We start from the raw sequence: 25,902 nt of genomic DNA on the forward strand, positions 1-25,902 counted from the left end.
CGCTATACTGGCCCGACGAACCAGGAGGCCCCGATGCGCGCCATTTTCGTGCAGATCAAATGCGAGATGGGCCATGCCTATCGCGTCGCCCGGGAGATGGCGGATACCATCCCCGAACTCTCCGAAATGCATTCCATCTCCGGCCAATACGACCTGATGGGCAAATTCTACCTGGAGCCGGACCAGGACATCGGCCTCTTCGTGGTCGAGACCCTGCAGACGGTGCCGGGGGTGAAGGACACCTATACGCTGCAGACCTTCAACGCCTTCTCCGCCGCGCGCCCCTGATCGGCAACAATCCTGCCCTGCCTTCGCCGCATCCGCCGGCCATAGTCAGGCTCGAACGCCGGAGAAGACGCATGCGCGCCCTGCCCCTCATCGCCGCCTCGGCCCTGCTGCTGGCGGCCGGCTGCACGGATAATTACGGCCGGGTCGATTACGGCCGCACCGCCCTGCTCGGCGTCGGTGTCGGCGCCGCGGTGGCCCTGGCGGCCGGCGCGCTCAGCGACAAGCCGCGGCCCTATCGGGGTGGCGGCTATCGCCAACCGGACTACCGCAGCGGCTACGGCGGGGGCGGCTACGGCGGAGGTTACGGCGGCGGCTATGGCCGCCCCTACCGGGGCGGTTGGTAGCCTCCTTCAGTCGAAGCTGCGGAATTCCGCCATGCCGCCGATCGGCGCCATGGCACGCAGCTTCGCCTGGTCCGGCACCGGTCGGCCGAGGGTCGCATCGCCGGCGAAGGCCGCCTCGATCGCCGCCGCCACGCCGAGCACGAAGGCATCCCCGCCGCGCGGCCCGACGATCTGCAGGCCGAAGGGCATGCCATGAGCATCGGTGCCGAGCGGCAGGCTGATCGCCGGATGGCCGGTCAGGGTCACGTAATAGGCCAGCGCCAGCCAGTGGAAGTAGGTCCGGGTGGTCTGGCCGTCGATCTCCTTCGGATACAGCTCCCGCCAGTTGCGCGGGCTGATGGTGATGGCCGGGGTGATCAGCACGTCGTGCTCGGCGAAGAAGCGCTGGAAGTCGCGGTAGATCTTCGTCTGCAGCACATTGGCCCGGGCGCCGTCGGCCAGGCTGTAGCGCAGCCCCTCCTCGACATTGGCGATGATGTTCGGCCCGCAATCCTGCGGCCGGGTCCGCACCTTCTCTGCATGGGCGCTCAGCATCATGCCGGCGCGCAGCACCTCGAAGGCCTCGTCGCCGCCGGAGCAATCCGGATGGGCGGCCTCGGTGCGGGCGAACATCGGAGCGATGGCGGCGACCCGCGCCTGGAAGGCCTCGCGCACCACCCGCTCGGTCGGCGCCTGGCCGAGATCCTCGGAGAAAGCCAGCTTCAGCGAGCCGAGGTCGAGGCTGCGCGGCGGCGAGAACAGCGCCGCCTCCCCCCGCACCGGCCGGGCGTGCAGCGTATAGGCCAGCGGGTCGCGGGTATCGTCGGAGGCCATGGCCGAGAGCAGCAGGCAGGCATCCGCCACGTTGCGCGCCATGGGGCCGAGCACCGGCAGCGGCGACCAGCCATGCGACCGCTTCTCGGAACAGACCAGCCCGGCGCTCGGCCGGTAGCCGACGATGCCGTTGAAGGCGGCCGGGTTGCGCAGCGAGCCGCCGGTATCGGAGCCGGAGCAGAGCGGCACCATGTCGGTCGCCAGCGCCACCGCCGAGCCGCCGGAGGAGCCGGCGGCGGATTTCGTATTGTCGAAGGCATTGCCGGTCGCGCCATAGACCCGGTTGCGGGTATTGGCGCCCAGGCCGAATTCCGGCGTATTGGTCTTGCCCACGATGATCCCGCCAGCGGCCCGCACCCGGGCGACCATGCCGCAATCCGCCTCGGGGACGAACTCCGAAAAAATCGGGCTGCCATAGGTGGTGCGGAGGCCCTTGGTTTCCTCCAGGTCCTTGATGCCGACCGGCAGCCCATGCAGGGCGCCCAGCGGCTCGCCGCGCATCACCGCCGCCTCGGCCTGCTTCGCCGCCGCCCGGGCACCGGATTCATCCAGCGCGACCATGGCATTCACCGCCGGGTTCACCGCGGCGATGCGGCCGAGGCAGCTTTCCAGCAATTCCACCGGCGAGAGCGCGCGACGCCCGATCAGCCGGCGTGCCTCGAGGGCGGTGAGCTCGCAGGGTTCGGTCACGGCTCGAGTTCCTTCTCGTAGAGCGCAAGGGTGGCATCGTCGAAGCAGGCGAAGATCACGTCGAGCGGGCCATGGGCCAGGAATTCCTCCCGCATCGTCACCACGGCGATCCGCACCGCCTGCTGCGGCGGATAGCCGTAGGTCCCGGTGGAGATGGCGGGAAAGGCGATGGAGCTGCCGCCCGCCGCGCGCAGTAGCGCCAGGCTGGCGCGGTAGGCACCGGCCAGCAGCCCCGGCTCGCCCTCGGTGCCGCCGCGCCAGACCGGGCCGACCGCATGGATGACGTGCCGGGCCTTGAGGCCGAAGCCCGGGGTGATCCGCGCTTCTCCGGTCGGGCAGCCGCCGAGCGCCCGGCAGGCGGCCAGCAGCTCGGGGCCGGCGGCGCGATGGACGGCGCCATCCACCCCGCTGCCGCCGCTCAGTGCCTCATTCGCCGCCGTCACCACCGCATCGACATCAAGGGTGGCGATATCCGCCCGCAGCGCCCGCATGGCGTCAGAAGCCCAGGGCCAGGCCGTCCTTGCGCGGGTCGCTGCCGCCGACCAGGGTGCCGGCCTTGCGGTCGATGAAGATCGCCTGGCCGCCGCCATGCGGCTTGTCCATCAGCGACACCTCGTGGCCCATGCGGCTCAGCCGGTCGACCACGCTGGCGGGGATGCCGCGCTCCAGCTCGATGGCGCCGCTGGAGGGCGAGGGGAAGAGGCGCGGGCAATCGATCGCCTCCTGCACGTCCAGGCCGAACTCGAAGTGGTTGGTCAGGAACAGGGTCTGGCCCATCGGCTGGAAATGCCCGCCCATGACGCCATAGGGCATGATGGCTTCGCCATCCTTCATCACCATCCCCGGGATGATGGTGTGCATCGGCCGCTTGTTCGGCGCGATGCAGTTCGGATGGCCTTCCTGCAGGCGGAAGCCGTAGCCGCGGTTGTGCAGCATGACGCCCGACTTCTCCGCCAGGATGCCGCTGCCGAAGCTCTCGAACAGGGAGTTGATGAAGGAGCAGGCATTGCCCTCCTCATCCACCACGCAGAGGTAGACGGTGTCCTTGTGCTTCGCCAGGTCGCTGGGCCCGGCCGGCGGCAGGATTTTCATCGCGCGGTCGTCGCTGATCAGCCCGCGCAGCCGGGCTAGGTAGGCCGGGTCGCAGAGCGCCTCGACCGGGACATCCACCTGGGAGGGATCGGCGAGGAAGGCGTCGCGGTCGCGATAGACCAGCCGCGCCGCCTCGATGTGGCGATGCAGGCGCTCGGCACTCAGCGGCCCCTGCTCCGGCGTGTCGAAGCCGCCCAGGATGCCGAGCAGCTGGAGCACATGCAGGCCCGAGCCGTTCGGCGGGCACTGGAAGACCTCCATGCCGCGCCAGGCGGTCTTGATCGGCTCGACGAAATCGGCGTTGCGGAGGCCATTGGCGAAATCCTCCTCGGTATGCAGGCCGCCGAGGGCGCGGAGCGTCGCCACCATGTCGGCCGCGATCTCGCCCTCGTAGAAGGCCCGGGCGCCATGGCTGGCGATGGCGCGGAGGGTCTTGCCGAGTTCCGGCTGGGTGAAGCGGTGGCCGATGGCCGGCGCCTGGCCATCCACCAGGAAGCGGCGGGCCGAGGCCTCGTTGCCACGCAGCTTGCCGGCGGCCGCGGCCCAGTCCGAGGCGACGCGGGCATGCACCGGCCAGCCTTCCTCGGCGCAGCGGATCGCCGGGCGCAGCAGCTCGCCCAGCTCGGTGCGGCCATAGGTCTTGTTCAGCAGCTCCCAGCCGGACACGGCGGTCGGGATGGTCACCACATGGGCCGAGGTATTGACCAGGCTGCTCACTTGGCGCGCCCGCAGCGCCTCGGGCGTGGAGGCCGCCGGCGCCCGGCCGGAGCCGTTGAGCGCGATGACCTTGCCGGTGCCGGCCGGGGCATAGAGGCAGAAGCAGTCGCCGCCGATGCCGGTGCTCTGCGGCTCCACCACGCCCAGCACGGCGACGGCGGCGATGGCGGCATCAAGCGCATTGCCGCCCTTCTGCAGCACCTCCAACGCGGTGAAGGTGGCGATCGGCATGGAGGTCGCGGCCATCCCGCGGGTGCCATAGACGGCGCTGCGGCCGGGGGCGTGGAAATCGCGCTTCATCGGGAGTTTCCCTCTTTTGGCCATCTCGTGGGGCCGTTGGATCGGCTGCCAGCCGCAGGTCGGCAAGGATCGTCCCTCTTGCATGGGATCGCCCCCTCGGCAACCCGCCTTGCCCCCACCCGATCCTGCTCCACCCTATCTTGCTCCGGGCCGGTGCGCGGGAGTATTCCGGGGGCATGGTTGATCAGATCGGCTACCCGGATTTCGAGAAGGTGGATATCCGCGTCGGCACCATCACCGATGCGCAGCCCTTCCCTGAGGCGCGCAAGCCCTCCATCAAGCTCTGGGTGGATTTCGGCGGCAGCATCGGGGTCAAGAAATCCGCCGCCCAGATCACGGTGCACTATGCCCCGGACCGGCTGATCGGCAGGCAGGTGCTGGCCGTGGTGAATTTCCCGCCCCGCCAGATCGGCCCCTACATGAGCGAGGTGCTGGTCCTCGGCGTGCCGGACGAGAACGGCGCGGTGGTGCTGCTGCGGCCGGATCTCGCGGTGCCGCTCGGCGGACGGATGTTCTGACCGTGGCCGAGAAGTACTTCACCGTCTCCTGGGACCAGCTCCACCGCGACAGCAAGGCGCTGGCTTGGCGGCTGATGGGCCATGGCCCCTTCGCCGGCATCGTCGCCATCACCCGGGGCGGGCTGATCCCGGCCGCGATCATCGCGCGGGAGCTGGAATGCCGGCTGGTCGAGACCGTCTCGATCGTGACCTACGAGGAGGAGGCGCGCGGCCAGCCCCAGGTGGTGAAATCCCCGGCCGCGGCCGGGGACGGCACCGGCTGGCTGGTGATCGACGACCTGGTCGATACCGGCACCACCGCCAAGGTCGTCCGTGCCCTGCTGCCGGGGGCGCATCTGGCCACCGTCTATGCCAAGCCGGCCGGCCGGCCGCTGGTGGACAGCTTCATCACCGAGGTCAGCCAGGATACCTGGATCCTGTTTCCCTGGGACACGGAAGCGCAGTTCATCGCGCCGATCGCCCGCAGCGCCCCGCGATAGGGCCCGCCACGGGCCTCACGGCCCGTAGTGATAGGCCAGGAAATCGGCGTCCCGCTGCCGCATCAGGGCGAGTTCCGCTTCGTAGCGGATATTGAGCTCGGCGATCACCGTCTTGCGCAGTTCCTTGCGGAAGCGGCCCGGTGTCACATCCGCCCCCTGCCAGGTGCCGCCGACCTTCACCCAATTCGGATTGGCGGTCAGCGCCTCCGGCCGCTCGAAGCGCAGGCCGGGCGCGACCTCGGCCGGGTCGCGGCCGAACAGCGCGCAGACCCGGTGCATCAGCAGGTCGAAGGCGCAGCAGAGCTGGGCATAGGAGGTATAGGTGGCCCGGTCGCCATGCGGCCCGGCGGAGACGTCCCGGTGCATCGCATAGGCCCCGCGGTTGTCCCGGGCGATGGCGAATTTGTGGATGCCGTCGGCCTCGACCTGCCGGCGGATGGCGGCGGCGACCTCCGGCGGATCGGTGGTATTCGGATGCTGCAGCGCCCACCAGTACTGGTTGCAGACCAGGTCGCGCGGGTCCCGCATATGGACGATCAGCTTGAAGCGCGAAAGGTCGAGCGCCGGGTTCCAGAACCGGTTGCCCTGGAACCAGTAGATCATCTCGGCATCCGGATCGAGATAGGTCCCTTCCCCATCCGGCCGGTCGGTCGCCGGGCTCGGCACCTGGAGGAAGCCATGGGAGCGGGTGGCGATCTTGCGGATGATCCGCTGCATGGAGGCCGTCCCGCTGGTCGGGGTGGTGACGACGATGCAGGCCATGCGGGTTCCTCGCGGCTGATGGAGGGCGGGGCGTCGCGCGAAGGCGCCGCCGTCGTCAATTGGCGCCGGCGGCTTCCTCCCGGCTCGCCAGCACCTTGTCCACCCGCCGGCCATCCATGTCGACGATCTCGAAGCGCCAGCCGGCCCAGACGATCCGGTCGCCCTCGCGCGGGACCCGGCGCAGCAGCGCCAGCATCAGCCCGGCGACGGTATGGTAGCTGCCCTGGTAGGGCAGCGGCGGCAGGTCCAGCCGGGCGCGCAGCTCGTCGCTCGGCATCATCCCCTCCAGCAGCAGACTGCCGTCGGCGCGCGTCACCAGGGCGCCGCCCACGCCGGGCATCTCGGGCGCCTCGGCCGGGCCGAGCTCGCCGATGATCGCCTCCAGCAGGTCGAAGGCGGTCACCACCCCTTCGAAGCTACCGTATTCGTCCAACACCACGGCGATGCCGATGGTGTCGTGCCGCATCCGGTCCAGCGCATCCAGGGCATTCAGGTTGTCCGGCAGCACCAGCGGCTGGCGCAGCACCTTGGCCAGCGACAGCGGCGCCCCCTCCAGCACCTGGTCCAGCAGGTCCTTGGCCACCACCACGCCCACCACGTTGTCGATCCGCCGGTCGGCGACGATGAAGCGGGCGACGCTCTGCGTCTTCAGCGCGGCGATCATGTCGGCGGGCGAGGCATTGCGGTCCAGCCAGGCGACGTCGTTGCGCGGGGTCATCAGCGCCCGCACCGGCTTGTCCGCCAGCCGCAGGACGCGCTCGATCATGTGGCGCTCCTCATGCTCCAGGGCGCCTGCCTCGGCCCCCTCGGCGACCACCGCCTTGACCTCCTCCTCCGTCACCGATTGCTCGACCGGGGTATAGGCGCCGAATAACTTCAACACGAGGTTGGAGGAGCCGCTGAGCACCCAGACCACCGGCCCGGTGATCCGCGACAGCGCCGTCATCGGCCGCGCCACCGCCACCGCCACCCGCTCCGGGTCGCGCAGCGCCAGCTGCTTCGGCACCAGCTCCCCCAGGATGAGGTTGGCATAGGCGATCAGCAGCACCACAAGCACGAAGGCGGCCTCGGTGGCGAAGGGGGCGAAGCCGGGGATCAGCGCCAGCGCCTCCCCCATCGGCCCGGCCAGCCGGGCGCCGCCGAAGACGCCGGCCAGGATGCCGACCAGGCTGATGCCGATCTGCACCGTGGGCAGGAAGCGCTGCGGGTCGTCGGCCAGCGCCAGCGCCGCCTCCGCGCCCGGGCTGCCGCGCTTCTGCATCGCCATCAGCCGGCCGCGCCGGGCGGAGACGATGGCCAGCTCGCTCATCGCGAAAAGCCCGTTCAGCACCACCAGCAGCAGCAGGATCGCCAGTTCGAAGAATATCGCCATGGCGGGGTTCTACGTCGGGCCGGGCGGCGGCGGTAGCGGCCAGCAGCGCGGATCACAGCACCGCGACAAGGGCGCCCCGCCGCAATCGCGCCATGCGGGGGGCCGGATCGCGCCTTGCCCGCCGCGCTTTATCCGCATCGCTTCCGGTGCCACCCCGGCACCGGACCCAGCCGGAGCATCCCAGCCCATGGCCGCCCGTGCCGCTGCCGCGCCCCACGGTCCACCTCCGCCGCCACTCCGCAAGGGCCGGCTGACGACCCTACTCGCCCTGGTCCTGGTCGCGGCGCTGCATGGCGCCGCCTGGTATGCCTGGAACCGCCCGGTGGCCCTGCCCGACTGGCGCGGCCCGATCGCCGGCTTTGCCTTCGCCCCCTACCAGCGCGGCCAGAGCGCCGAATCCGAGGATTGGCCCAGCGCCGCGCAGATCGCCGGGGACCTCCGCACCATCGCCCCCATCACCCGCCGCATCCGCACCTATACGGTGGATGGCGGCTTCGACCGCATCCCCGCCCTGGCGCAGGAACAGGGCCTCGACCTCCGCGTCACCCTGGGCGCCTGGCTCGACGGCAAGCCGCGGGATGCGGCCGAACTGCGCCGCCTTGCCGCCGCCGCTCGCGCCCGCAACGTCGATATGTTGATGGTCGGCAACGAGGCGATCCTGCGCGGCGACCTGACCCCGGCGAAGCTCGCGGCGCAGATCCGCCTGCTCCGCACCATGGGCGTCCGCCAGCCGATCTCGACCGCCGAGCCCTGGCATGTCTGGCTTGCCCATCCCGAGCTGGCCCAGGCCGTCGACGTCATCACCATCCACCTGCTGCCCTACTGGGAAGGCCTGCCGGTCGCGGATGCGCTGCGCTTCACCCTGGAGAAGTACGACGCCGTCGCCGCCCGCTTCCCGGGCAAGCGCATCGTCGTCGGCGAGGTGGGCTGGCCCTCCGATGGGCGCGACATCGGCGCGGCCCGCGCCTCCCGCGTCAACCAGGCGGCCTTCCTGCGCGGCTTCTTCGCGGAAGCCGAGAAGCGCCACCTCGACTACTTCGTGATGGAAGCCTTCGACCAGCCCTGGAAGGTCAGCTTCGAGGGCCGCGCCGCCGGCCACTGGGGCTTGTTCGACCTCGACCGGGTGGCCAAGTGGCCGCTGGCCGGCATGGTGCGGGAGACCCCGGGCTGGGCCTTCTGGGCGGCTGGTGCGACGCTCTTCTCCTTCCTCGCGGTGCTGGCGCTGCTGAGCCGCCGCCCGGATATCCGCCTGCCGGGCAAGCTGCTGCTGGCCGGCCTCGCCCAGGCCTTCGTGACCGGCATCACCGCGGTGATCCTGACCATGGCCGGCTCCTACCTGTCCTGGTCGGCCGGGCTGGTCTGGGCCGCGCTGGTGCTCGGCCAGCTGCTGCTGCTGGCAGTGCTGCTGGCCGATGGCTTCGAGCTGGCGGAGACGGTCTGGGGCCGGGTGCGCCCGCGCCCGGCGCCGCCGGCCGATGCGCCGCTGCCCAAGGTCTCCATCCACCTGCCGATCTGCAACGAGCCGCCGCACATGGTCCGCCAGACGCTGGATGCGCTGGCCGGGCTCGACTACCCCGACTTCGAGGTGCTGGTCATCGACAACAACACCCAGGACCCGGCGCTGTGGGAGCCGGTGGCGCAGCATTGCGCCCGGCTCGGCGCCCGCTTCCGCTTCTTCCACCTCGGCCGCTGGTCCGGCTTCAAGGCCGGGGCGCTGAACTTCGCCCTGGGCCAGACCGCGCCGGACGCCGCCGTCATCGGCGTCATCGACAGCGACTACATGGTCAGCCCGGACTGGCTGCGCCGCATGGTGCCGCATTTCGCCGACCCGAAGGTGGGCTTCACCCAGAACCCGCAGGACTACCGCGACGGTGCCGACAGCGCCTTCAAGCGGCTGATGTTCTGGGAATATGCCGGCTTCTTCCAGGCCGGCATGGTCACCCGCGCCCAGCGCAACGCCATCGTCCAGCACGGCACCATGACCCTGATCCGGCGCGAGGCGCTGCGGCTGGCCAATGGCTGGGCGGAGTGGTGCATCTGCGAGGACAGCGAGCTCGGCCTGAAGCTGATGCGGCACGGCTGGGAGGCGGTCTACAGCCCCGAGAGCATGGGCCGCGGCGTGATGCCGGACGACTTCGCCGCCTGGCGCAAGCAGCGGCTGCGCTGGGCCTATGGCGCGGTGCAGATCCTGAAGCAGCATTGGCCCGCCATCGTGAACCCGGCCCGGCGGGAGCTGACCCTCGGCCAGCGCTGGCACTTCGCCACCGGCTGGGCACCCTGGTTCGGCGATGCGCTGGGGCTGGTCTTCGTCCTGCTCGGCCTGGTCTGGTCGGCCGGGCTGATCCTGGCGCCGGTGCGGACCGAATTCCCCATCCTGCTCTTCATGGCGCCGAGCCTCGGGCTGTTCCTCTTCAAGCTCGGGCAGATCTGGGCGCTCTATGCCGCCCGGGTGCCCTGCGGCTGGCGGGACCGGCTGGGCGCGGCGCTGGCCGGGCTGGCGCTGACGCACACCATCGGCAAGGCGGTCATCCTCGGCCTCTTCACCAAGCGGCTGCCCTTCATCCGCACGCCCAAGCTGGCGGGTGCCCCGGCCCTGCTGCGCGGGCTCGGGATGGCCTGGCAGGAGGCGGCGCTGGCGGCGCTGCTCTGGGGGGCCGCGGCCGGGATCACCTGGGTCCACCGGGCGGCGACGGCCGAGGCGGTGCTCTGGACGCTGGTGCTGCTGGTGCAGTCGGTGCCCTATCTCGCCTCGGTCGGCGTCAGCCTGGTCGCCGCCTGGCCGGCCAGGCGGGCGGCGGCGCGTCCCGCCACCGCCACCACGCCGGCACTGGCGCTGCGCCGGGGCTGATGCGGGCCCGGCCGGTGGGGTTGGGCCGATGGGGTGGGCCGGTGGGGGCTTGCGCCGCCGCCGGCCCGGCCGATCTTCCCGGCCGAGCATTCAAGGATATCGCCCATGCCGCCTTCCGCCCGCTGGCTCGGTGCCGCCGGACTGCTGCCTTTCCTGTTCACCGCGGCCCTGGCCTGGGTGGGGCCGGCCGAGTGGCGCGGCATCGCGCTTTTCGCCCTGGCGACCTATGGCATGGTCATCCTCAGCTTCCTCGGCGGCGTGCATTGGGGCCTCGCCCTCAATACCCCGGCGGCGGAGGCGCCCTATGCCGCGCCGCGCTTCGGCCTCGGCGTGGTGCCGTCCCTGGTCGGCTGGGCAGCGCTGATGCTGCCGGCGGTGCCGGGGCTGACGATGCTGGCCCTGGCCATCCTGGCGACGGCGGGGATCGAGACCCTGGCGGCGCGGCGCGGCTTGGTGCCGCCGGCCTATCTGCGGCTGCGCTGGGCGCTCAGCCTCGGCGCCGCGCTCTGCCTGCTCGCCGGGGCGGTCGCGGCCGCAACCGGGGGCGAGGTCTGAAGTAAGGATTAACGCTGGACATCAAACGGAGAGACGATTTACTATTTATTAGACATTGCACGAAGGCGTCCCCCATGCTCCCCTCCACTTCCTCGCCTGCCCCCGCCGCCATCCTGGCCTTCCCGGCCAAGCCGGAGGACCGGCTGCGCCGGGCGTTGCGCGCCCTGGAGACGGCCCTGGCCGAGCAGGCCCAGGCCATCGCCGGGCTGCGACAGGAACTGGGCGCGCTCTCCGGCGCGGTGGAGGGGCTGGGCGGCTCGCTCCAGGCCTATTCGCAGGGGCTGGCTGAGACGCAGGAGGCCCTGTCGGTGGTCGGCGACCAGGCCCGCCAGCTCGAGGCCACCGCCGATGCCATGCTGGAGGTCGCCACGCCCTAGACGGCCCCTTGCGGCCGGACGCAATTCGCGCTCCCCATAGGCGGCGGCCACCTTGTGCCGCGGGAGCGGAGCGCAAAGCCCATGAGCCACCCCCTGCTGCCGGTGCTGCGCCGGGCCCGCGTGGTCCCGGTCATCCGCACCTCCACCGCGGCACTGGCCGCCACCGCCTGCGCCTGGCTGCGGGAGGCCGGGATGACGGTACTGGAGATCACCCTCACCACCCCCGATGCGGTGGCGCTGATCCGCGAATTCGCGGCCGAGCCCGGGCTGCTGGTCGGCGCCGGCACGGTGCCGGACGAGGCCGCGGCCGAGGCCTGCCTCGCCGCCGGGGCCCGCTTCCTGGTCACGCCCTGGGTGGACCCGGCGGTGATCGCCCTGGCCCGCGCCGCCGGCGCCTGCGCCATGCCCGGCGCCATGACCCCCACCGAGATCCGCGCCGCCCTCGCCGCCGGCGCCGATGTGGTGAAGATCTTCCCCGCCAGCTCGGCCGGCGGCCCGGCGCATGTGAAGGCGGTGCGGGCCGTCTTCCCGGAGGTCGCCTTCTGCCCGACCGGCGGCGTCGATGCCGCCAATGCCCCGGCCTATCTGGCGGCCGGCGCCGCCTTCGTCGGCATCGGCGGCAAGCTGGTGGACGAGGCGCGCATCGCCGCCGGCGACAAATCCGCTATCCTCCGCGCGGCGCGCGAGGCACTCGGCATCGAGCAGGCCTGAGAGTTTGCGAAGGAGTGCCCTTCAGCACCGCATTCGGAGGAAATGAGCCAATGGTCGTAAAGGGCAGTCTTTCGCAAACTCGATTTCTTCACACAACCTGATGCCCGATATCCTCTGCATGGGCGAGCCGATGCTGGAGCTGAACCAGCAGCCCCCCGGCCCCGATGGCCGGCTGCTGTACCTGGAGGGCCAGGGCGGCGACACCAGCAATGCCGCCATCGCCGCCGCCCGCAACGGGGCCAGCACCGGCTACGTCACCGCGATCGGCCAGGACCGCCCGGGCGATGCCTTCATGGCGCTCTGGGCGAGGGAGGGCGTCGATACCGCGACGGTCCTCCGCCGCGCCGATGCCCCGACCGGGATGTACATCGTCACGCATGACGAGCGCGGCCACGACTTCACCTTCTACCGCAGCGGCAGCGCCGCCAGCCGCTACCGGCCCGAGGACGTGCCGGAAACCGCCATCCGCGCGGCGAAGGTGCTGCACCTCTCGGGCATCAGCCAGGCGATCTCGGACAGCGCCTGCGATGCCGGCTTCCGCGCCATCGCCATCGCCCGCGCCGCCGGGGTCCGCGTCTCCTACGACACCAACCTGCGGCTGCGGCTCTGGCCGGCGGCGCGGGCCGCGGCGGTGATCCATGCCGCCATCGCCCAGGCCGACATCGCCCTGCCCTCCCTCGACGACGCCAAGACGCTGACCGGGCTGGAGGCGCCGGATGCCATCGCCGATTTCTACCTCCGGCTCGGCTGTCCGCTGGTGGTGCTCAAGCTGGGTGCCGCGGGCGTGCTGGTGGCGACCCCTGCCGGGCGGCAGGCCATCGCCGGCCGCAAGGTCGCCGCGGTGGATGCGACCGGCGCGGGCGATACCTTCGCCGGCGCCTTCCTCGCCCGCATCCTGGCCGGGGCGGAGCCCATCGCGGCGGCGCGCTATGCCAATGCGGCGGCGGCACTCTCCACCACCGGCTATGGCGCCGTCGCCCCCATCCCGCGCCGCGCCGCGGTCGAGGCCTTCCTCGCCGCCCCGGGCTGAGTGCCTGCCCCGGCCTCGTTGACGGGTGTTCACCGGGCCTACTATCGTCCGCCGCATGGGTGACCTGCATCGCCGCACCGCCAACCGACGCCGTCGCTGCTTCCCAGCGGCGGCTTCCGTGGCTGCGTGCAGACAGGCCCCTCCCCCGGTGACGCCCGCATCCTAGCGGTCCACCCCCGAGGCGGCATCAGCCCGCATCTCCGAACCCCCGCAGCCCCTGGCTTCGGGGGTTTTTCTTTGCCTTTTCTCCAGCATCAGGACAGCACCATGAGCCTTCGCGTCGGCATTGTCGGAATCAGCGGCTTCGGCGGCGGCGAGGCCATGCGCCTGGTCGCCGGCCACCCGGGCTTCGAGCTCACCTATGCCGCGGGCGAGGGCAGCGCCGGCAGCCGGCTGGGGGACCGCTTCCCCGGCGCGCCGCCCAGGCTGGCCGATCTGGTGATCGAGAAATGGAACCCGGCGGCCCTACCGCAGCTCGACGTGCTGTTTGCGTCGCTGCCCACGGGCACCTCGGCCGAGGCGCTGGCGCGCGTCCCCCCGTCGGTGAAGATCGTCGATATCGGCGGCGACCACCGCTATGCCGAGGGCTGGGCCTATGGCCTCGCCGATGTCTGGCCAAGCCGGATCGAGGGCCGAACCCGCATCGCCAATCCCGGCTGCTTCCCTGCGGCGACGCTGACCGCGCTGGCGCCGCTGCTGGCCGCGGGGCTGATCGAGCCCGGCAACATCATCATCGACGCCAAGACCGGCATCTCCGGCGCCGGCCGCGGCGGCGGCGACAGCCGCTTCGGCTATGCCGAGAGCAACGAGAACCTGGTGCCCTACGGCCTGCTCCGGCACACCCACATGCCCGAGATGGCGGCGACGATCGAGCGGCTGAGCGGCGGCAGCGCGGCCGGGCTGGTCTTCACGCCGCATCTGGTGCCGATGACCCGCGGCATCCTCGCCACCATCTATTGCCGCGGCCGCGCCACCACGGCGGAGTGCCTGGACGCGGCGCGGCAATTCTACGCCGGCCGCGCCTTTGTCCGCGTGACCGACACGCCGCCGCAGACCAAATGGGCGAGCGGCTCGAACCTCGCCTTCATCAGCTATGCGGCCGATCCGGCGCGCAACCTGGTGATCGCGCTGGGCGTGGTCGACAATCTCGGCAAGGGCGCGGCCGGCCAGGCGCTGCAGAATGCGAACCTGATCTGCGGCCTGCCGGAAACCGCGGGGCTGGAGGGCCTGCCCGTCTGGCCCTGACCCGTCTGGCCGTGAGAGAAGCCGGGTAAGCCCAGGACAGCGGTTTTCAGGACGCCACAGTAACGACCTGTTTACTTCGACCTGGGCAGGGGCGTATCCGTGGGACATGTCCCGCGCCCCGCGCTCCCTGCCGCTGCTCCTTGCCCTCGCCACCTTGGCGGGCTGCGCCGGCGGCGAGGCGGCCAGGCCCGACGGCTCCGCCTATGACCTGCAGGAGCTGGCGATCAGCGCACCGATCCTCGGCGAGCTGGTCCGCGCCGGGCAGGTCTGCGGCGTGCCGGTCTCGATCACCGCGCTCGACCGCGCCGCGCGGATCGAGGCCGCGGCGATCGAGCTGCATGAACGCCAGGGCGGCATGCCGGCGCGCGACGACTTCCTCCGCTCCATGGCGCCGCCGAACTTCGAGGCCCGCCAGCGCGGCCGCGACAAGGCCCAGTGGTGTGCCGGCAAGCGGCCGGAGATCGAGCGGGTGGACGGGCTGCTGACCGGCGAGGCCGGCCAGGCCCTGCTGCGACGGGCGGAAGCGGCCCGCGCCGGCTTCCGCTAGCGATTGGCCTCCGGCCGCAGCCTGAGGCTCGGCCGCAGCCTGGTGAAAGGCAGCGTCGCTGGATCCGCCACCACCGGCCCCGGGGCGGCGACCACGATCACCTGCTCGGCGATCGGCTGGAAATGCGCGCGGAAATGCACGCTCGACTTCAGCGCGAGGATCTTCTGCGCGCTCGGCTCCACCCCGATATGGGTGAAGAGCGCCTGGTCCAGCGCCTGCATCTTCCGCGTCACGACGATCACCCGCACGCCGGAGGAGACCCGGATCAGCGCGGTCGGCCCGAGGTCGGCCGGATTGCCCTTGCCCATAGGCCCGGTCGAGACGAAGCGCCCATCCGTCAGCGCCTCCACCACCGCCGTCACCGCCAGCGGCACGCCGTCGCTCTTGCCGCCGAGGCTCAGCGGAAGCGTCGCGCCGACGCCGGCGGCATGGCAGGCCGCCGCGCTCTCGGCATCGTTGATCAGGCCGAGCACCGCGCCCTGCGCATCCTGGCGGATGAGTTCCGCCAGCAGCCCGGTGGTATCGCCATGGCCGCCGCCGCCGGGATTGTCCTGGGTATCCGCCATCACCACCGGCTTCGACGCACCGCGCGCAATGCCGATGGCCTGGGCCACGCCCTCGGCCGCCGGGGCCACGCCGCCGGCGAATTCCGGCTCATGCGCATCCATGTAGGACTTCAACCCGGCGACCGCCGCATCGGCCGCGCCCTGGGTCTCGGCATAGGCGGCGATGGCGACGCCGCAGCCGGGGAAGTCGGCGTAGGGGAAGCCGAAGCAGAAGGCGAGCTCGACGGCGCCATGCTGCACCGACAGCGCCTCCCGCGCCTCCAGCACCCGCGACATCGGCGGGACCATGGTGCATTGCATCGTCAGCGGGATGAGGAAATCGACCTCGGCGAAGGCCTTCGCCCAGGGCCTGCCGCGGGCGATGCGTTCCAGCAGCAGCCGCATCGCCTGGGCGCCGGCCGGCTTCATGTCCACATGCGGATAGGTGCGATAGGGCACCAGCGCATCGGCCAGGTCGGTCATCATCCGCGTCATGTTGGCATGCGGGTCGAGGCTGACGGTGATCGGCATCGCCTCGCCCACCACGGCCCGCACCCGGCGCAGCAGCTCGCCCTCGGCATCGTCGAAGCCGACCGCGACCATGGCGCCATGCAGCTCGAGGAAGATGCCGTCGAGCGGCCCCTCGTCGAGCGCATCGGACAAGGCGCCGACCAGCAGCGCGGCGATGCGCTCGAAGGCCTCCGCCGTCACCGGCCCGGCCGGATTGGCGAAGCACCAGGTCAGCGGCGCGATGGTCGCCCCCGCCGCCTCCGCCACCTCGATCGCCCCGGCGCAGGGGACGGAGGTATGGCGCAGCGTCTCCACCAGGGTCGCCGGGCGCTGCAGCCCGGGGAAGCCGCCGGGCTTGATGAATTCCTGCCATCCGGTCGGGATGGGGGCGAAGGAATGGCTCTCGTGCTGGAAGCCGCCGATGGCGATGCGCATGGGAATTCTCCGTCTCAGCGCCGGACCAGGCCGGCCGTGGCGAGCGCCGCATCGGCCAGCACCTGCAGCCCGGCGGTGGCCCATTCCGGGGTGATGCTCTCCGCCTCGTTGTGCGAGAGCCCGCCGTGGCAGGGGCAGAAGATCATCACCGAAGGCACCTTGCGCGCCATGTAGACCGCGTCATGGCCGATCGCCGTCGGCATGTCCTGCCACTTCAGCCCGCGTGCCGTGGCGCTGGCCCGGGCGCGCTCGATCAGCGCCGCGTCGAAGGGCGTCAGCGGCGAATGCCAGAAGGGCGCGACGGTCGCCGTCACCTTGCGCGCGGCGCCGATTTCCGCCGCGCGCGCCGTCAGCGCCGCGCCCATGCGGGCCAACGCCTCCGGGTCGGAGTGGCGAAAGTCGACGCTGAAGAAGACCCGGCTCGGCGCGACGTTGCGGGAGGAGGGATAGACCTCGACCACGCCCACGGTGCCGCGGCCGCGCTCGCCATCCGGTGCCAGGGTCGCCAGCGCGATCTCCTCCACCGCCGAGATCAGCGGCGCCGCGGCCATCATCGCATCCCGCCGGCCGGCCATGGGGGAGCCGCCATGGGCATCCTCGCCTTCGACCGTCACCTCGTACCAGCTCTGCGCCAGCGCATGGGTGACGACGCCGACGTCGAGCCCGGCATCCTCCAGCAGTTTGCCCTGCTCGATATGCAGCTCCAGATAGGCGCCGACCTTCTGCAGATCGGCGGGATCGGCCTCGCCCTGCCAGCCGATGCGCTTGAGCTCCTCGCCGAAGGCCAGCCCGGCCTGGTCGCGCTTGGCCAGGATCTCCGCCTCGGTGAACAGGCCCATCGCCGCGCCGCTGCCCATCATCGGCGGGGAGAAGCGGGCGCCTTCCTCGTTGGTCCAATTGATCAGCAGCAGCGGCGCCTCGGTCTCGGCGCCCGCCTCATGCAGCGCCCGCATCACCTCGAGCCCGGCCAGCACGCCGAGGACGCCGTCGAACTTCCCGCCCGTCGGTTGCGTGTCCAGATGGCTGCCGATGGCGACCGGCGCGCGGCCCGGATCGCGGCCCTCCCGGCGGAAGACCATGTTGCCGAGCCGGTCGACGCTGAGCGTCAGCCCGCAGGCCTCGCCCCAACGTTGGAACAGCGCACGGCCCTCGGCATCGACATCGGTCAGCGTCTGCCGGTTGTTGCCGCCCTTCGGCGTGCCGCCGATCCTCGCCATCTCCATCAGGCTGTCCCAGAGGCGCGCGCCCGACAGCGGCAGGTTGGATGCAGACATGCCTTACGCCTTCTCGATGCCGCACCACTCGGCCATGGTCAGGGCGATGGTGCGCGTGATGCCATGCATGCTGTCGAGCCCGACATTCTCGTCGATGCCGTGGATATCCACCGCATCCGGGCCGAAGCAGGCGACCGGGGTATCCTGGTACAGCGTGAAGAAGCGCCCATCGGTCAGCCCGGTCGCCGGATAGTCGCGCAGGGACCCGCCGGTGATCTCGGCATAGCTGCGCCGGGCGAGCTGCACGATGGCGGCGTCGGTGTCGAAGACGCAGGGATCGGCCATGAAGCCCTTGAACTCCAGCTTGACGATGGCGCCGCGCAGCCGCTCGTGCTGCTTCGCCTGCTCGACCAGCCGTTCGATATCCGCCTTGGTCTGCGCCGCCGTGTAGCCCATCATCACGCCGACCCGCATGCCGATGCGGCAGCGGGTGGCGACGCTGGAATTCCACTCGCCGCCCTCGATGGTGCCGAGGTTGACGTTGACCGGATGGTTGATGCCGCGGAAGGCCGGATGGATGCGGGAGCCATCGTTCATCTCCCGCTCGTAGTCCTTGAAGGCGCCGGCGATGATGGTCGCCGCCTCGATCGCATTCAGCCCCGCCTGCATGTCCCGCACATGTGCGGGACGGCCCGAGACGGTGACCCAGGCCCAGACCACGCCGACCTCGGCGGTATAGAGCGCATCCATGCCCGGCCCCGGTTCGGGGATGATCACCGCATCGGTCCTCGGCATCGCCAGCATGCAGGCCAGCGCGCCGTTGCCGCTGCATTCCTCCTCGATCACCGACTGCATCTGCACCTCGGCGGCCGGCTGCAGCCCGGCCAGGCGCAGCGCCTTGAAGGCGGTGACGTAGGAGACGATGCCCGCCTTCATGTCGCCGGCGCCGCGGCCATACATGCGGCCGTCGCGGATGTCGGGCTCATAGGGCGGCGTGACCCACATGTCCGCCGCGCCCTCCGGCACCACGTCCACATGGCCCTGCAGGGTCAGGCTGCGGCCGCGCTTTGCCTTGGGCTGATGCACCGCCACCACGTTGTCGCGGCCCTCGTAGGCGATCAGCGGCGGCGAGAAGCCGGGGTGGGATGCAAGCTCCGCCGGTACGGTCGGCACCCGGCGCGGCGTCAGGCCCAGGGCCTCGTAGATCCGCGCCATCTCCTCCAGCGCCGATTGCTCATGGCCCAGGGTGGAGGGACAGCGCACCAGCCGCTTCAGCGTCTCGATGCCCTCGTCCTGCAGCGCATCCACCGCCTCCAGGATCGCCCGGCGAGCGCCCGGATCAAGGGTTTCAGTCATGGCGTTTCCTCACAGCTGCGGCGGAGTCCAGCCCCTTCCCGGGATGCTGTCCAGTAGCTGCCGGGTATAGGCGTGCTGCGGCGCCGAGAATACCTGTGCCGTCGGCCCCTGCTCGACGATGGCGCCACGCTGCATCACCGCCACCCGGTCGCAGATCTGCGCCGCCACGCGCAGGTCATGGGTGATGAAGAGCATGGTCAGCCCCAGCCGCGCCTTGATATCCGCCAGCAGCGCCAGGACCTGGGCCTGCACCGAGACATCCAGCGCCGAGACCGGCTCGTCCGCGATGAGCAGGTCCGGCCGCATCGCCAGCGCCCGGGCGATGCCGATCCGCTGCCGCTGCCCGCCGCTGAACTCATGCGGGTAGCGATCCATCGCCCCGGCATCGAGCTGGACCAGCCGCAGCAGCTCACGCGCCCGGTCCAGCGCCTCGGCCCGTGGGGTGCCATGCGTCACCGGCCCCTCGGCGATGGTGTCCCCCACCGTCCGCCGCGGGTTCAGCGAGGCATAGGGGTCCTGGAAGATCATCTGGATGCGCTGGCGATACGGCTTCCAGGCGGCGCGCGACAGCAGGCGGAGGTTGGCGCCGTCATAGGCGATCTCGCCTTCCTCCGGCGTCACCAGCTTCACGACACATCGCGCGAGCGTGGACTTGCCGCTGCCGCTCTCGCCTACCAGTCCCAGCGTCTCGCCGCGCTTCAGGGTGAAGTCGGCATCATGCACCGCGCGCACCATCGCCTTGGCGCCGAAGATCCCGCCGCGACGATAGGTCTTGGCGATGGCGGTGACGCGCAGCACCTCCTCCCCGGTGACCGCGGCGCGTTCCGGCGCCGCGCCATGCGGCACCGCGGCGATCAGCGCCCGGGTATAGGGATGCTGCGGCGCGTTCAGCACCTCGGCCGCGGGACCCTGCTCGACGATGCGGCCCTGCTGCATCACCGCGACGCGGTCGGCGATTTCCGCCACCACGCCGAAGTCATGGGTGATGAAGAGCACGCCCATGCCGCGGCGGGACTGGATCTCCCGGATCAGCCGCAGGATCTGCATCTGCGTCGTCACGTCGAGCGCGGTCGTCGGCTCATCCGCGATCAGCAGCGCCGGCTCCAACGCCAGCGCCATGGCGATCATCACCCGTTGCCGCTGCCCGCCCGAGAGCCGGAAGGGATGGCTGCGGGCGATCGCCGCCGGATCCGGCAGGTTCACCGCCGCCAGCAGCTCCGGCACCCGCCGCGCCGCATCGCCCGCCGCGCCATGCACCTGCAGCACCTCGGCGATCTGGTCGCCGACCCGCATCAGGGGGTTCAGCGCCGTCATCGGCTCCTGGAAGATCATCGCCAGCCGCTGGCCGCGGAGCTTCCGCATCGGCTCGGCGCCGAGCCGCAGCAGGTCGGTGCCCTCGAAGGCGATGGCGCCGGTGCGCACCGGCAGCCCCTTCGGCAGCAGCCCCATCACCGCATTGGCGGTGATCGACTTGCCCGAGCCGCTTTCGCCCACCACGCAAAGGATCTCCCCCGCATCGACGGAGAAGGAGACATCCTCGATCGCATGGGCCCGGTCGCCGCCCGGCGGCAGCGCGACGGTCAACCCCTGGACAGTCAGCAGGCTCATGCCGCGCCCCCCCGCTGGCGCGCAAGCCGCGGATTCAGCGCATCCGACAGCCCCTCCCCCACCAGGTTCAGCGCCAGCACGGTCAGGAAGATGGCGATGCCGGGAAAGACGCTCATCCACCAGGCGAGGCGGATGACGCTGCGGCCGGAGCCGATCAGGAAGCCCCAGGTCATCAGGTTCGGGTCGCCCAGGCCGAGGAAGCTCAGCGCGCTCTCCAGCAGGATCGCCGTCGCCACCATGAGGGAGGAGAGCACGACGATGGGCGAGAGCGCATTCGGCAGGATGTCGGTCAGCACGATGCTGATGCGCGACTTGCCCAGCACCTCCGCCGCCTGGACGAATTCCCGCCCGCGCAGCGAGAGGAACTCCGCCCGCACCACCCGCGCGACGGGCGGCCAGGACACCACCGCGATGGCGAAGACCACCGAGCCGATGGAGGGGGTGAAGATCGCCACCAGCAGGATCGCCAGCACGAAGCTCGGGATGGTCTGGAAGAATTCGGTGAAGCGCATCACCGCATCATCCGCGAAGCCGCCGAGATAGCCGGCGATGGCGCCGAGCGTGACGCCCACCAGTAGCGCCGCCGCAGTCGAGACGGCCCCCACCAGCAGCGAGATCCGCGCCCCATGCGCGATGCCGGCCGCCACGTCCCGCCCCAGGCTATCGGTACCGAGCAGCATGCCCATCTCGCCCGGCGGCATGAAGGGCGCGCTGGCCATGTCCCAGGGGCTGCCGGGAAACAGCCAGGGCGCCGTCGCCGCCATCAGCATCACCAGCAGCAGGACGACCAGCCCCACCACCGCGCCCTTGTTGCGCCGGTAGCGCCGCCAGAAATCCTTCAACCCGCTACCTCCACCCGAGGATCGATGATCGCGTAGAGCAAATCCGTCACCAGGTTGAACAGCACCACCATGACGCTGGTGCAGAAGAAGACGCCGAGCAGCACCGGATAGTCCCGTGCCAGCAGCGCCTCGAAGGCCAGCCGCCCGATTCCCGGCCAGGCGAAGACCGTCTCCACCAGGATCGACCCGCCCAGCAACTGCCCCGCCTGGATGCCGGCGAAGGTGATCACCGGCAGCAGGGCGTTGCGCAGGACATGGGACCGCAGGATGCGCCCCTCCGGCACGCCCTTGGCCCGCGCCGTCTTGACGAAATCCTGGTCCGCCACTTCCAGCATCGTCGCCCGGGTCAGCCGGGCATAGACCGCCAGGTAGAACAGCCCGAGGGTGAGTGCCGGCAGCAGCAGGTGCTTCGCCACGTCCCAGACCACCGCCAGCCCATGCAGATCGACGCCGACGCTGCTCATCCCGAAGCTCGGCAGCCATTCCAGCCAGACCGAGAAGACCAGCACCAGCATCAGCCCCACCCAGAACAAGGGCGTCGCATAGAAGGTCAGCGCCACCACCGTGATGAGGCTATCCGCCCATTTGCCCACGCGCTGCGCCGCCAGCGCGCCGAGCGTGACACCCAGGGTCACGGCGAAGACGAAGGCCGCGCCGGTCAGCAGCAGGGTCGCCGGCAGCCGCTCCAGCACCAGCAGCGAGACCGCCTGCTGCTGCCGGTGCGAGAAGCCAAGGTCGAGGCTGAGGACGCTTTTCAGGTAGATCCAGAGCTGCACATAGAGCGGCTGGTCCAGCCCGAACTGGCGGCGGAGCTGTTCGAGGAAGACCGCATCCGCCGCGCCCGACTGACCGGCGATGACGCTCGCCGGGTCGCCGGGTGCCGCATGCACCAGCAGGAAATTGCAGACGACGATCGCCAGCACGACGACCGCCGCCTTCACCCCCCGCCGCAGCAGGAAGCCCAGCAGCTTCGAGACCTCCATCAGGCGGTCAGGAACACGTCATCGAAGCTGGCATGCACGCCGAGGCCGGTGGTGATGACGTTCCGCACCTTCTTGTCGTGGATGGTGGGGAAGGCCATTTCCATCAGCCAGATCTGCGGCACTTCCTCGCAGAGGATCTTCTGCACCGCGCTGAAGGCCGCCTGCCGGTCCTTCGGATCGGCCGAGCCCCGTGCCGTGGCGAACAGCTCATCCACCTTCGGGTTGGAATAGCCGCCGGTATTGGTGAAGGTCACCTTCTGGATGTTGGAGGAGACATAGGTCCGCTCCACGCCGAGCGTCGGGTCGCCGAACTGGTAGACGAAATTGATGCTCGTCTCGTATTCCCAGGCGCCGATCCGCCGCGCCCAGCTGCCGGCATCGGTGCTCTCCAGTTCCAGCGTGATGCCGATCTGCCGCATCGCCTGCTTGAGGTATTCGCCGAGCCGCGACCAGATCTCGCCATAGGGCAGCACGAGATGCTTCAGGGTGAAGCGCACCCCCTGGGCATTCGCCTTGTGCCCCGCCGCATCCAGCAGCGCATTGGCCGCCTTCACGTCATAGGCGGCAACCTTCACGCCGGCATCATGGAAGCGCGTGGTCGAGGCGACCGGGTTGGTCGCCGGCTTGCCGACGCCGAACCACAGCCGCTGCGCGATGAAGTTGCGGTCGATCGCCATGCTGATCGCCTGCCGCACCCGCATGTCGTCCAGCGGCTTCACCCGGTGGTTGAGCTCGATCCAGGAGACCGGGGAGAAATACTCCCAGCCCTTGATATCGACCTCGAGGTTCGGCTTGGCCCGCAGCGCCGGCACGTCGAAGGGCTCGATGTCGTTGGCCTGCGTCAGCTGCGCCTGGCCGGTCTCGATCGCCAGGCGGCGGCTCTGGCTATCCGGCACCACGCGGTAGATCATCGCATCGAGGTAGGGCTGCCCCGGCTTCCAGTAATCGGCGAAGCGCTCCAGCCGGATGAAATTGCCGCGCTGCCATTCGGCGAAGCGGAAAGGCCCGGTGCCGACCGGCCGCTGCACCGCCGGTGCCGTCCGGTAGTCCTGCCCGTCGAACAGGTGCTTCGGCACGATGGCGCAGGCGGTCGCGTCGAACATCAGCAGGAAGGGCTGGAAGGGTTGCTTGAGGAGGATCCGCACCGTCAGCGGGTCCGGCGCCGTGGCGCTCTCGATCAGCGCGAAGACCGCCCGGGCCCGGGGCGCCAGCTCGGTGTGGAATTTCATGATGGAGAAGATGACGTCATCCGCCGTCATCGGCTGGCCGTCGTGGAATTTGACGTTCTCCTGCAGCTTGAAGACGTATTCGCGTCCGTCCGGGCTGATGGTCCAGCTCTTCGCCAGGACCGGGATCGGCTCCAGCGTCGGGGTGAAGCTCAGCAGGCTCTGGAACATCTTGCTGGCGATGACCAGGGTCGGCCCCTGGTTGTTCACGCCGATCTGCAGCACCGGCGGCTCCGGCGTGAGCATCGTGGTCAGCGTCCCGCCGCGCCGGGGGGCAACCCCCTGGGCCAATGCATCCTCCACCCGCATGAGCACAGGTGCGGCGGCAGTCGCGGCCAGCAGGCCACGGCGCGAAACGGTCATTGCAAGCCCCCAATGTTATTGTGCATATGCTAACGGCCCGTTCGGCGCATGGACAAGGGCGCATCCGCTGCTAGCCTCCCGGCCATGCGCGCTTTTTCCCATCCGGACCAAATGCGGCACACGCCGCGCTTCTTCCTCCAACGCGGCCAGCTTCGCCCGAACTTCGAGGTGCCGGAACGGGCGACCTCCCTGCTCGCCGGGCTGCAGCGCCTCGGCATGGCGCCGGAGACCGCCGCCGCGCCCCCGCGCGCCGCGCTGGAGGCGGTGCATGCGCCGGACTACCTCGACTTCCTCGAAGGCGCGCTGGCCGCCTGGCAGGCCCTGCCGAATCCGGGGCCGGAGGTCGTCGGCAATACCCATGCGACCGCCGATGCCATGGCCAATGGCGGCCGCCGCCCCGCCGGCATCATCGGCCAGGCCGGCTGGTACACCGCCGATACCTCCTGCCCGATCGGCCCCGGCACCTGGGAGGCGAGCTTCGCCGCCGCCGGCGTGGCGCTGGCCGCCGCGGCCGAGGCCGGTGCCGGCCGCCATGCCTACGCCCTCTGCCGCCCGCCCGGCCACCATGCCTATGCGGCGCGGGCCGGCGGCCATTGCTACCTCAACAATGCCGCCATCGCCGTCGCCGCCCTGCGCCAGGCGGGGGCGAAGCGCGTCGCCACCCTCGACATCGACAGCCACCACGGCAACGGCACCCAAGGCATCTTCTGGGAGGACCCGGCCGTGCTGACCGTCTCGGTCCATGGCGACCCGTCCAACTACTACCCCTTCTTCACCGGCTACCGGGAGGAGACCGGCGGCGGGGCCGGGGCCGGCCACAACCTCAACCTGCCGATGCCGGCCGGGACCGGCGATGCCGCGTGGCTCGCCGCCATCGATGCCGGCATCGCCGCGGCGCGCGCCTTCGGTGCCGAGGCGCTGGTCGTCTCGCTCGGCTTCGATGCCAGCGAGCACGAGCCGCTCGGCCTGCTCAAGGTGACCGCGGATGGCTTCGCCCGCGCCGGCGCCGCCATCTCGGCGTTCGGCTTGCCCGCCGCCATCATCCAGGAAGGCGGCTACAACGTGGAGATCATGGGAACCCTGCTCGAACGCTTCCTCACCGGCTGGGGCGACCGATAATGGATATCCATGCCTCGACGCTCACGCTCGACAGCCACATCGACATCCGCTGGCCCAACCCGCCCGACCCGCTGGGCGAAGGCCCGATGCGCGTCGACTTCCCCAAGATGCAGCGCGGCGGCCTGCGCGCCGCGATCTTCATCGCCTATGTCGGCCAGGGGAAGCGCGACGCGGCCGGCCATGCCGCCGCCGCCGAGCGCGTCGATGCCATGCTGCGCCATATCCAGGGCCGCGCCGACGGCGTCGCCCGCCGCTTCTGCGCCACGCCGGAGGAGCTGGAAGCGGCCTACGCCGCCGGGGCGCTGGCGGTGCTCTCGGCGGTCGAGAACGGCTATGGCATGGGCCACGACCTCGGCGCCCCGGCCCGCTGGCGGGCGCTCGGCGCCTGCTACCTGACCCTGACGCATGACGGCCACAACGACCTCTCGGACAGCGCCCGGCCGCAGGCGCGCCTCGGCGATGCCACCGTCGAGCACGGCGGGCTCTCCCCGCTCGGCCGCCAGGCGGTCGCCGCGCTGAATGCCGCCGGCATGCTGATCGACGTCTCGCATGTGGCGAAGTCCGGCATGATGCAGGCGGCGGAGCTTTCCCGCTCCCCCATCGTCGCCACCCATACCGCCTGCCGCGCCCTCTGCGACCATCCGCGCGGCATCGACGACGAGCAGCTCGACGTGCTGAAGGCGGTCGGCGGCCTCGCCCAGATCACCGCCATGCCGGGCTTCCTGCAGAAGGTGCCGGAGGGCACGCGCAACCAGGCCAGCGTCGAGACCATGGTCGACCACGTCGACCACGCGGTGCGGCGGATCGGCCTGGAGCACGTCGGCCTGTCCTCCGACTTCGACGGCGGCGGCGCGGTGGAGGGCTGGCAGAATGCCGCCGAGACCGCGAATGTCACCGCGGCGCTGATCAAGCGTGGCTACGGCGCGCGGGACATCGGCCTGCTCTGGTCCGGCAACTTCCTGCGCATCTGGCGCCAGGCGCAAGCCATCGCCGACTGAAGGCTTGAGTATCCC

25 protein-coding genes are annotated in these 25,902 nt (G+C 70.9%); 13 read left to right on the forward strand and 12 right to left on the reverse strand.

The genetic code is table 11. The features are described 5' to 3' along the window. Positions 1 to 33 precede the first annotated feature (33 nt). Positions 34 to 288: an Lrp/AsnC ligand binding domain-containing protein gene (locus AC0IW9_RS03690; protein ID WP_471646851.1), complete on the forward strand. Its 255-nt coding sequence runs from the start codon at positions 34 to 36 to the stop codon at positions 286 to 288. A gap of 71 nt (positions 289 to 359) precedes the next feature. Continuing rightward, a complete protein-coding gene (locus AC0IW9_RS03695) occupies positions 360 to 632 on the forward strand; it encodes a hypothetical protein (protein WP_471646852.1) in 273 nt (90 codons plus the stop codon). Between the two features lie 6 nt (positions 633 to 638). Here the strand turns inward: AC0IW9_RS03695 and AC0IW9_RS03700 are convergent, their stop codons facing one another. From AC0IW9_RS03700 to ggt, 3 genes are read right to left on the reverse strand one after another with little or no spacing between them, the layout of a single operon-like run. Beyond that, positions 639 to 2,135 carry an amidase gene (locus AC0IW9_RS03700; RefSeq protein ID WP_471646853.1) on the reverse strand — a complete coding sequence of 499 codons (1,497 nt, stop codon included), beginning with the start codon at positions 2,133 to 2,135 and terminating at the stop codon, positions 639 to 641. Continuing rightward, a complete protein-coding gene (locus AC0IW9_RS03705; protein ID WP_471646854.1) occupies positions 2,132 to 2,626 on the reverse strand; it encodes an O-acetyl-ADP-ribose deacetylase in 495 nt (164 codons plus the stop codon). Before AC0IW9_RS03705 ends, AC0IW9_RS03700 begins: the two co-directional genes overlap by 4 nt. A gap of 4 nt (positions 2,627 to 2,630) precedes the next feature. Then, positions 2,631 to 4,244 carry a gamma-glutamyltransferase gene (gene ggt / locus AC0IW9_RS03710; protein WP_471646855.1) on the reverse strand — a complete coding sequence of 538 codons (1,614 nt, stop codon included), beginning with the start codon at positions 4,242 to 4,244 and terminating at the stop codon, positions 2,631 to 2,633. 176 nt (positions 4,245 to 4,420) lie between these two features. On the opposite strand from ggt, the gene AC0IW9_RS03715 reads away from it, so the two are divergent. Next, complete coding sequence (locus tag AC0IW9_RS03715) at positions 4,421 to 4,762, forward strand: tRNA-binding protein (RefSeq protein WP_471646856.1); 342 nt, start codon at positions 4,421 to 4,423, stop codon at positions 4,760 to 4,762. Between the two features lie 2 nt (positions 4,763 to 4,764). Then, positions 4,765 to 5,241: a xanthine phosphoribosyltransferase gene (gene gpt / locus AC0IW9_RS03720; RefSeq protein ID WP_471646857.1), complete on the forward strand. Its 477-nt coding sequence runs from the start codon at positions 4,765 to 4,767 to the stop codon at positions 5,239 to 5,241. Positions 5,242 to 5,256: 15 nt separating this feature from the next. Here the strand turns inward: gpt and AC0IW9_RS03725 are convergent, their stop codons facing one another. Both AC0IW9_RS03725 and AC0IW9_RS03730 read right to left on the reverse strand, forming a co-directional pair. Further along, positions 5,257 to 6,003 carry a hypothetical protein gene (locus AC0IW9_RS03725; protein ID WP_471646858.1) on the reverse strand — a complete coding sequence of 249 codons (747 nt, stop codon included), beginning with the start codon at positions 6,001 to 6,003 and terminating at the stop codon, positions 5,257 to 5,259. A 55-nt stretch (positions 6,004 to 6,058) separates the two neighbouring features. After that, positions 6,059 to 7,375 carry a hemolysin family protein gene (locus AC0IW9_RS03730; protein ID WP_471646859.1) on the reverse strand — a complete coding sequence of 439 codons (1,317 nt, stop codon included), beginning with the start codon at positions 7,373 to 7,375 and terminating at the stop codon, positions 6,059 to 6,061. A gap of 187 nt (positions 7,376 to 7,562) precedes the next feature. Here AC0IW9_RS03730 and AC0IW9_RS03735 point away from each other — a divergent pair, with 187 nt between their 5' ends. The 7 genes from AC0IW9_RS03735 to AC0IW9_RS03765 all read left to right on the forward strand — a co-directional run bounded on the left by AC0IW9_RS03735 (position 7,563) and on the right by AC0IW9_RS03765 (position 14,688). Continuing rightward, positions 7,563 to 10,223, forward strand: coding sequence for a glycosyltransferase (locus tag AC0IW9_RS03735; RefSeq protein ID WP_471646860.1), 2,661 nt, complete (start codon positions 7,563 to 7,565; stop codon positions 10,221 to 10,223). 105 nt (positions 10,224 to 10,328) lie between these two features. Continuing rightward, positions 10,329 to 10,778, forward strand: a complete 450-nt coding sequence (locus AC0IW9_RS03740; protein WP_471646861.1) for a DUF3429 domain-containing protein — start codon at positions 10,329 to 10,331, stop codon at positions 10,776 to 10,778. Between the two features lie 74 nt (positions 10,779 to 10,852). Continuing rightward, positions 10,853 to 11,155: a hypothetical protein gene (locus tag AC0IW9_RS03745; RefSeq protein WP_471646862.1), complete on the forward strand. Its 303-nt coding sequence runs from the start codon at positions 10,853 to 10,855 to the stop codon at positions 11,153 to 11,155. 81 nt (positions 11,156 to 11,236) lie between these two features. Next, entirely contained in the window at positions 11,237 to 11,866 is a 630-nt protein-coding gene (locus tag AC0IW9_RS03750) for a bifunctional 4-hydroxy-2-oxoglutarate aldolase/2-dehydro-3-deoxy-phosphogluconate aldolase (RefSeq protein WP_471646863.1), read from the forward strand. Between the two features lie 100 nt (positions 11,867 to 11,966). Continuing rightward, a complete protein-coding gene (locus tag AC0IW9_RS03755; RefSeq protein WP_471646864.1) occupies positions 11,967 to 12,896 on the forward strand; it encodes a sugar kinase in 930 nt (309 codons plus the stop codon). A 267-nt stretch (positions 12,897 to 13,163) separates the two neighbouring features. Beyond that, positions 13,164 to 14,141, forward strand: a complete 978-nt coding sequence (gene argC / locus AC0IW9_RS03760; protein WP_471646865.1) for an N-acetyl-gamma-glutamyl-phosphate reductase — start codon at positions 13,164 to 13,166, stop codon at positions 14,139 to 14,141. Between the two features lie 106 nt (positions 14,142 to 14,247). Then, positions 14,248 to 14,688, forward strand: coding sequence for a hypothetical protein (locus AC0IW9_RS03765; protein ID WP_471646866.1), 441 nt, complete (start codon positions 14,248 to 14,250; stop codon positions 14,686 to 14,688). Here the strand turns inward: AC0IW9_RS03765 and AC0IW9_RS03770 are convergent. From AC0IW9_RS03770 to AC0IW9_RS03800, 7 genes are read right to left on the reverse strand one after another with little or no spacing between them, the layout of a single operon-like run. Continuing rightward, positions 14,685 to 16,178, reverse strand: a complete 1,494-nt coding sequence (locus AC0IW9_RS03770; RefSeq protein WP_471646867.1) for a M81 family metallopeptidase — start codon at positions 16,176 to 16,178, stop codon at positions 14,685 to 14,687. The genes AC0IW9_RS03765 and AC0IW9_RS03770 overlap by 4 nt on opposite strands. A gap of 14 nt (positions 16,179 to 16,192) precedes the next feature. Next, entirely contained in the window at positions 16,193 to 17,452 is a 1,260-nt protein-coding gene (locus AC0IW9_RS03775; protein ID WP_471646868.1) for a Zn-dependent hydrolase, read from the reverse strand. 3 nt (positions 17,453 to 17,455) lie between these two features. Then, positions 17,456 to 18,748 (reverse strand): ArgE/DapE family deacylase, encoded by a 1,293-nt coding sequence (locus AC0IW9_RS03780; RefSeq protein ID WP_471646869.1) that lies wholly within the window; start codon positions 18,746 to 18,748, stop codon positions 17,456 to 17,458. A 9-nt stretch (positions 18,749 to 18,757) separates the two neighbouring features. Next, positions 18,758 to 20,356 carry an ABC transporter ATP-binding protein gene (locus AC0IW9_RS03785; protein ID WP_471646870.1) on the reverse strand — a complete coding sequence of 533 codons (1,599 nt, stop codon included), beginning with the start codon at positions 20,354 to 20,356 and terminating at the stop codon, positions 18,758 to 18,760. Continuing rightward, a complete protein-coding gene (locus tag AC0IW9_RS03790) occupies positions 20,353 to 21,198 on the reverse strand; it encodes an ABC transporter permease (RefSeq protein WP_471646871.1) in 846 nt (281 codons plus the stop codon). Before AC0IW9_RS03790 ends, AC0IW9_RS03785 begins: the two co-directional genes overlap by 4 nt. Next, complete coding sequence (locus AC0IW9_RS03795; protein ID WP_471646872.1) at positions 21,195 to 22,181, reverse strand: ABC transporter permease; 987 nt, start codon at positions 22,179 to 22,181, stop codon at positions 21,195 to 21,197. The genes AC0IW9_RS03790 and AC0IW9_RS03795 overlap by 4 nt, the downstream gene beginning before the upstream one ends. Beyond that, positions 22,181 to 23,770, reverse strand: a complete 1,590-nt coding sequence (locus AC0IW9_RS03800; RefSeq protein WP_471646873.1) for an ABC transporter substrate-binding protein — start codon at positions 23,768 to 23,770, stop codon at positions 22,181 to 22,183. Before AC0IW9_RS03800 ends, AC0IW9_RS03795 begins: the two co-directional genes overlap by 1 nt. 111 nt (positions 23,771 to 23,881) lie before the next feature. On the opposite strand from AC0IW9_RS03800, the gene AC0IW9_RS03805 reads away from it, so the two are divergent. Both AC0IW9_RS03805 and AC0IW9_RS03810 read left to right on the forward strand, forming a co-directional pair. Beyond that, on the forward strand, positions 23,882 to 24,889 hold the full coding sequence (locus AC0IW9_RS03805; RefSeq protein WP_471646874.1) for a histone deacetylase family protein: 1,008 nt from the start codon (positions 23,882 to 23,884) through the stop codon (positions 24,887 to 24,889). After that, positions 24,889 to 25,887 (forward strand): dipeptidase, encoded by a 999-nt coding sequence (locus AC0IW9_RS03810; protein WP_471646875.1) that lies wholly within the window; start codon positions 24,889 to 24,891, stop codon positions 25,885 to 25,887. Before AC0IW9_RS03805 ends, AC0IW9_RS03810 begins: the two co-directional genes overlap by 1 nt. Positions 25,888 to 25,902 lie beyond the last annotated feature (15 nt).

The organism is Belnapia sp. AC561 (assembly GCF_979252845.1).

What these genes read in the sequence shown, in the direction of transcription:
- AC0IW9_RS03755 (WP_471646864.1), top strand. Translation starts at nt 11,967, where the DNA reads ATGCCCGATATCCTCTGCATGGGCGAGCCGATGCTGGAGCTGAACCAG.
- AC0IW9_RS03765 (WP_471646866.1), top strand. Translation starts at nt 14,248, where the DNA reads ATGTCCCGCGCCCCGCGCTCCCTGCCGCTGCTCCTTGCCCTCGCCACC.
- AC0IW9_RS03810 (WP_471646875.1), top strand. Translation starts at nt 24,889, where the DNA reads ATGGATATCCATGCCTCGACGCTCACGCTCGACAGCCACATCGACATC.
- AC0IW9_RS03715 (WP_471646856.1), top strand. Translation starts at nt 4,421, where the DNA reads ATGGTTGATCAGATCGGCTACCCGGATTTCGAGAAGGTGGATATCCGC.
- AC0IW9_RS03725 (WP_471646858.1), bottom strand. Translation starts at nt 6,003, where the DNA reads ATGGCCTGCATCGTCGTCACCACCCCGACCAGCGGGACGGCCTCCATG.
- AC0IW9_RS03785 (WP_471646870.1), bottom strand. Translation starts at nt 20,356, where the DNA reads ATGAGCCTGCTGACTGTCCAGGGGTTGACCGTCGCGCTGCCGCCGGGC.
- AC0IW9_RS03800 (WP_471646873.1), bottom strand. Translation starts at nt 23,770, where the DNA reads ATGACCGTTTCGCGCCGTGGCCTGCTGGCCGCGACTGCCGCCGCACCT.
- argC (WP_471646865.1), top strand. Translation starts at nt 13,164, where the DNA reads ATGAGCCTTCGCGTCGGCATTGTCGGAATCAGCGGCTTCGGCGGCGGC.
- ggt (WP_471646855.1), bottom strand. Translation starts at nt 4,244, where the DNA reads ATGAAGCGCGATTTCCACGCCCCCGGCCGCAGCGCCGTCTATGGCACC.
- AC0IW9_RS03740 (WP_471646861.1), top strand. Translation starts at nt 10,329, where the DNA reads ATGCCGCCTTCCGCCCGCTGGCTCGGTGCCGCCGGACTGCTGCCTTTC.
- AC0IW9_RS03730 (WP_471646859.1), bottom strand. Translation starts at nt 7,375, where the DNA reads ATGGCGATATTCTTCGAACTGGCGATCCTGCTGCTGCTGGTGGTGCTG.
- AC0IW9_RS03795 (WP_471646872.1), bottom strand. Translation starts at nt 22,181, where the DNA reads ATGGAGGTCTCGAAGCTGCTGGGCTTCCTGCTGCGGCGGGGGGTGAAG.
- AC0IW9_RS03735 (WP_471646860.1), top strand. Translation starts at nt 7,563, where the DNA reads ATGGCCGCCCGTGCCGCTGCCGCGCCCCACGGTCCACCTCCGCCGCCA.
- AC0IW9_RS03775 (WP_471646868.1), bottom strand. Translation starts at nt 17,452, where the DNA reads ATGTCTGCATCCAACCTGCCGCTGTCGGGCGCGCGCCTCTGGGACAGC.
- AC0IW9_RS03805 (WP_471646874.1), top strand. Translation starts at nt 23,882, where the DNA reads ATGCGGCACACGCCGCGCTTCTTCCTCCAACGCGGCCAGCTTCGCCCG.
- AC0IW9_RS03745 (WP_471646862.1), top strand. Translation starts at nt 10,853, where the DNA reads ATGCTCCCCTCCACTTCCTCGCCTGCCCCCGCCGCCATCCTGGCCTTC.
- AC0IW9_RS03770 (WP_471646867.1), bottom strand. Translation starts at nt 16,178, where the DNA reads ATGCGCATCGCCATCGGCGGCTTCCAGCACGAGAGCCATTCCTTCGCC.
- AC0IW9_RS03780 (WP_471646869.1), bottom strand. Translation starts at nt 18,748, where the DNA reads ATGACTGAAACCCTTGATCCGGGCGCTCGCCGGGCGATCCTGGAGGCG.
- AC0IW9_RS03705 (WP_471646854.1), bottom strand. Translation starts at nt 2,626, where the DNA reads ATGCGGGCGCTGCGGGCGGATATCGCCACCCTTGATGTCGATGCGGTG.
- AC0IW9_RS03750 (WP_471646863.1), top strand. Translation starts at nt 11,237, where the DNA reads ATGAGCCACCCCCTGCTGCCGGTGCTGCGCCGGGCCCGCGTGGTCCCG.
- AC0IW9_RS03690 (WP_471646851.1), top strand. Translation starts at nt 34, where the DNA reads ATGCGCGCCATTTTCGTGCAGATCAAATGCGAGATGGGCCATGCCTAT.
- AC0IW9_RS03695 (WP_471646852.1), top strand. Translation starts at nt 360, where the DNA reads ATGCGCGCCCTGCCCCTCATCGCCGCCTCGGCCCTGCTGCTGGCGGCC.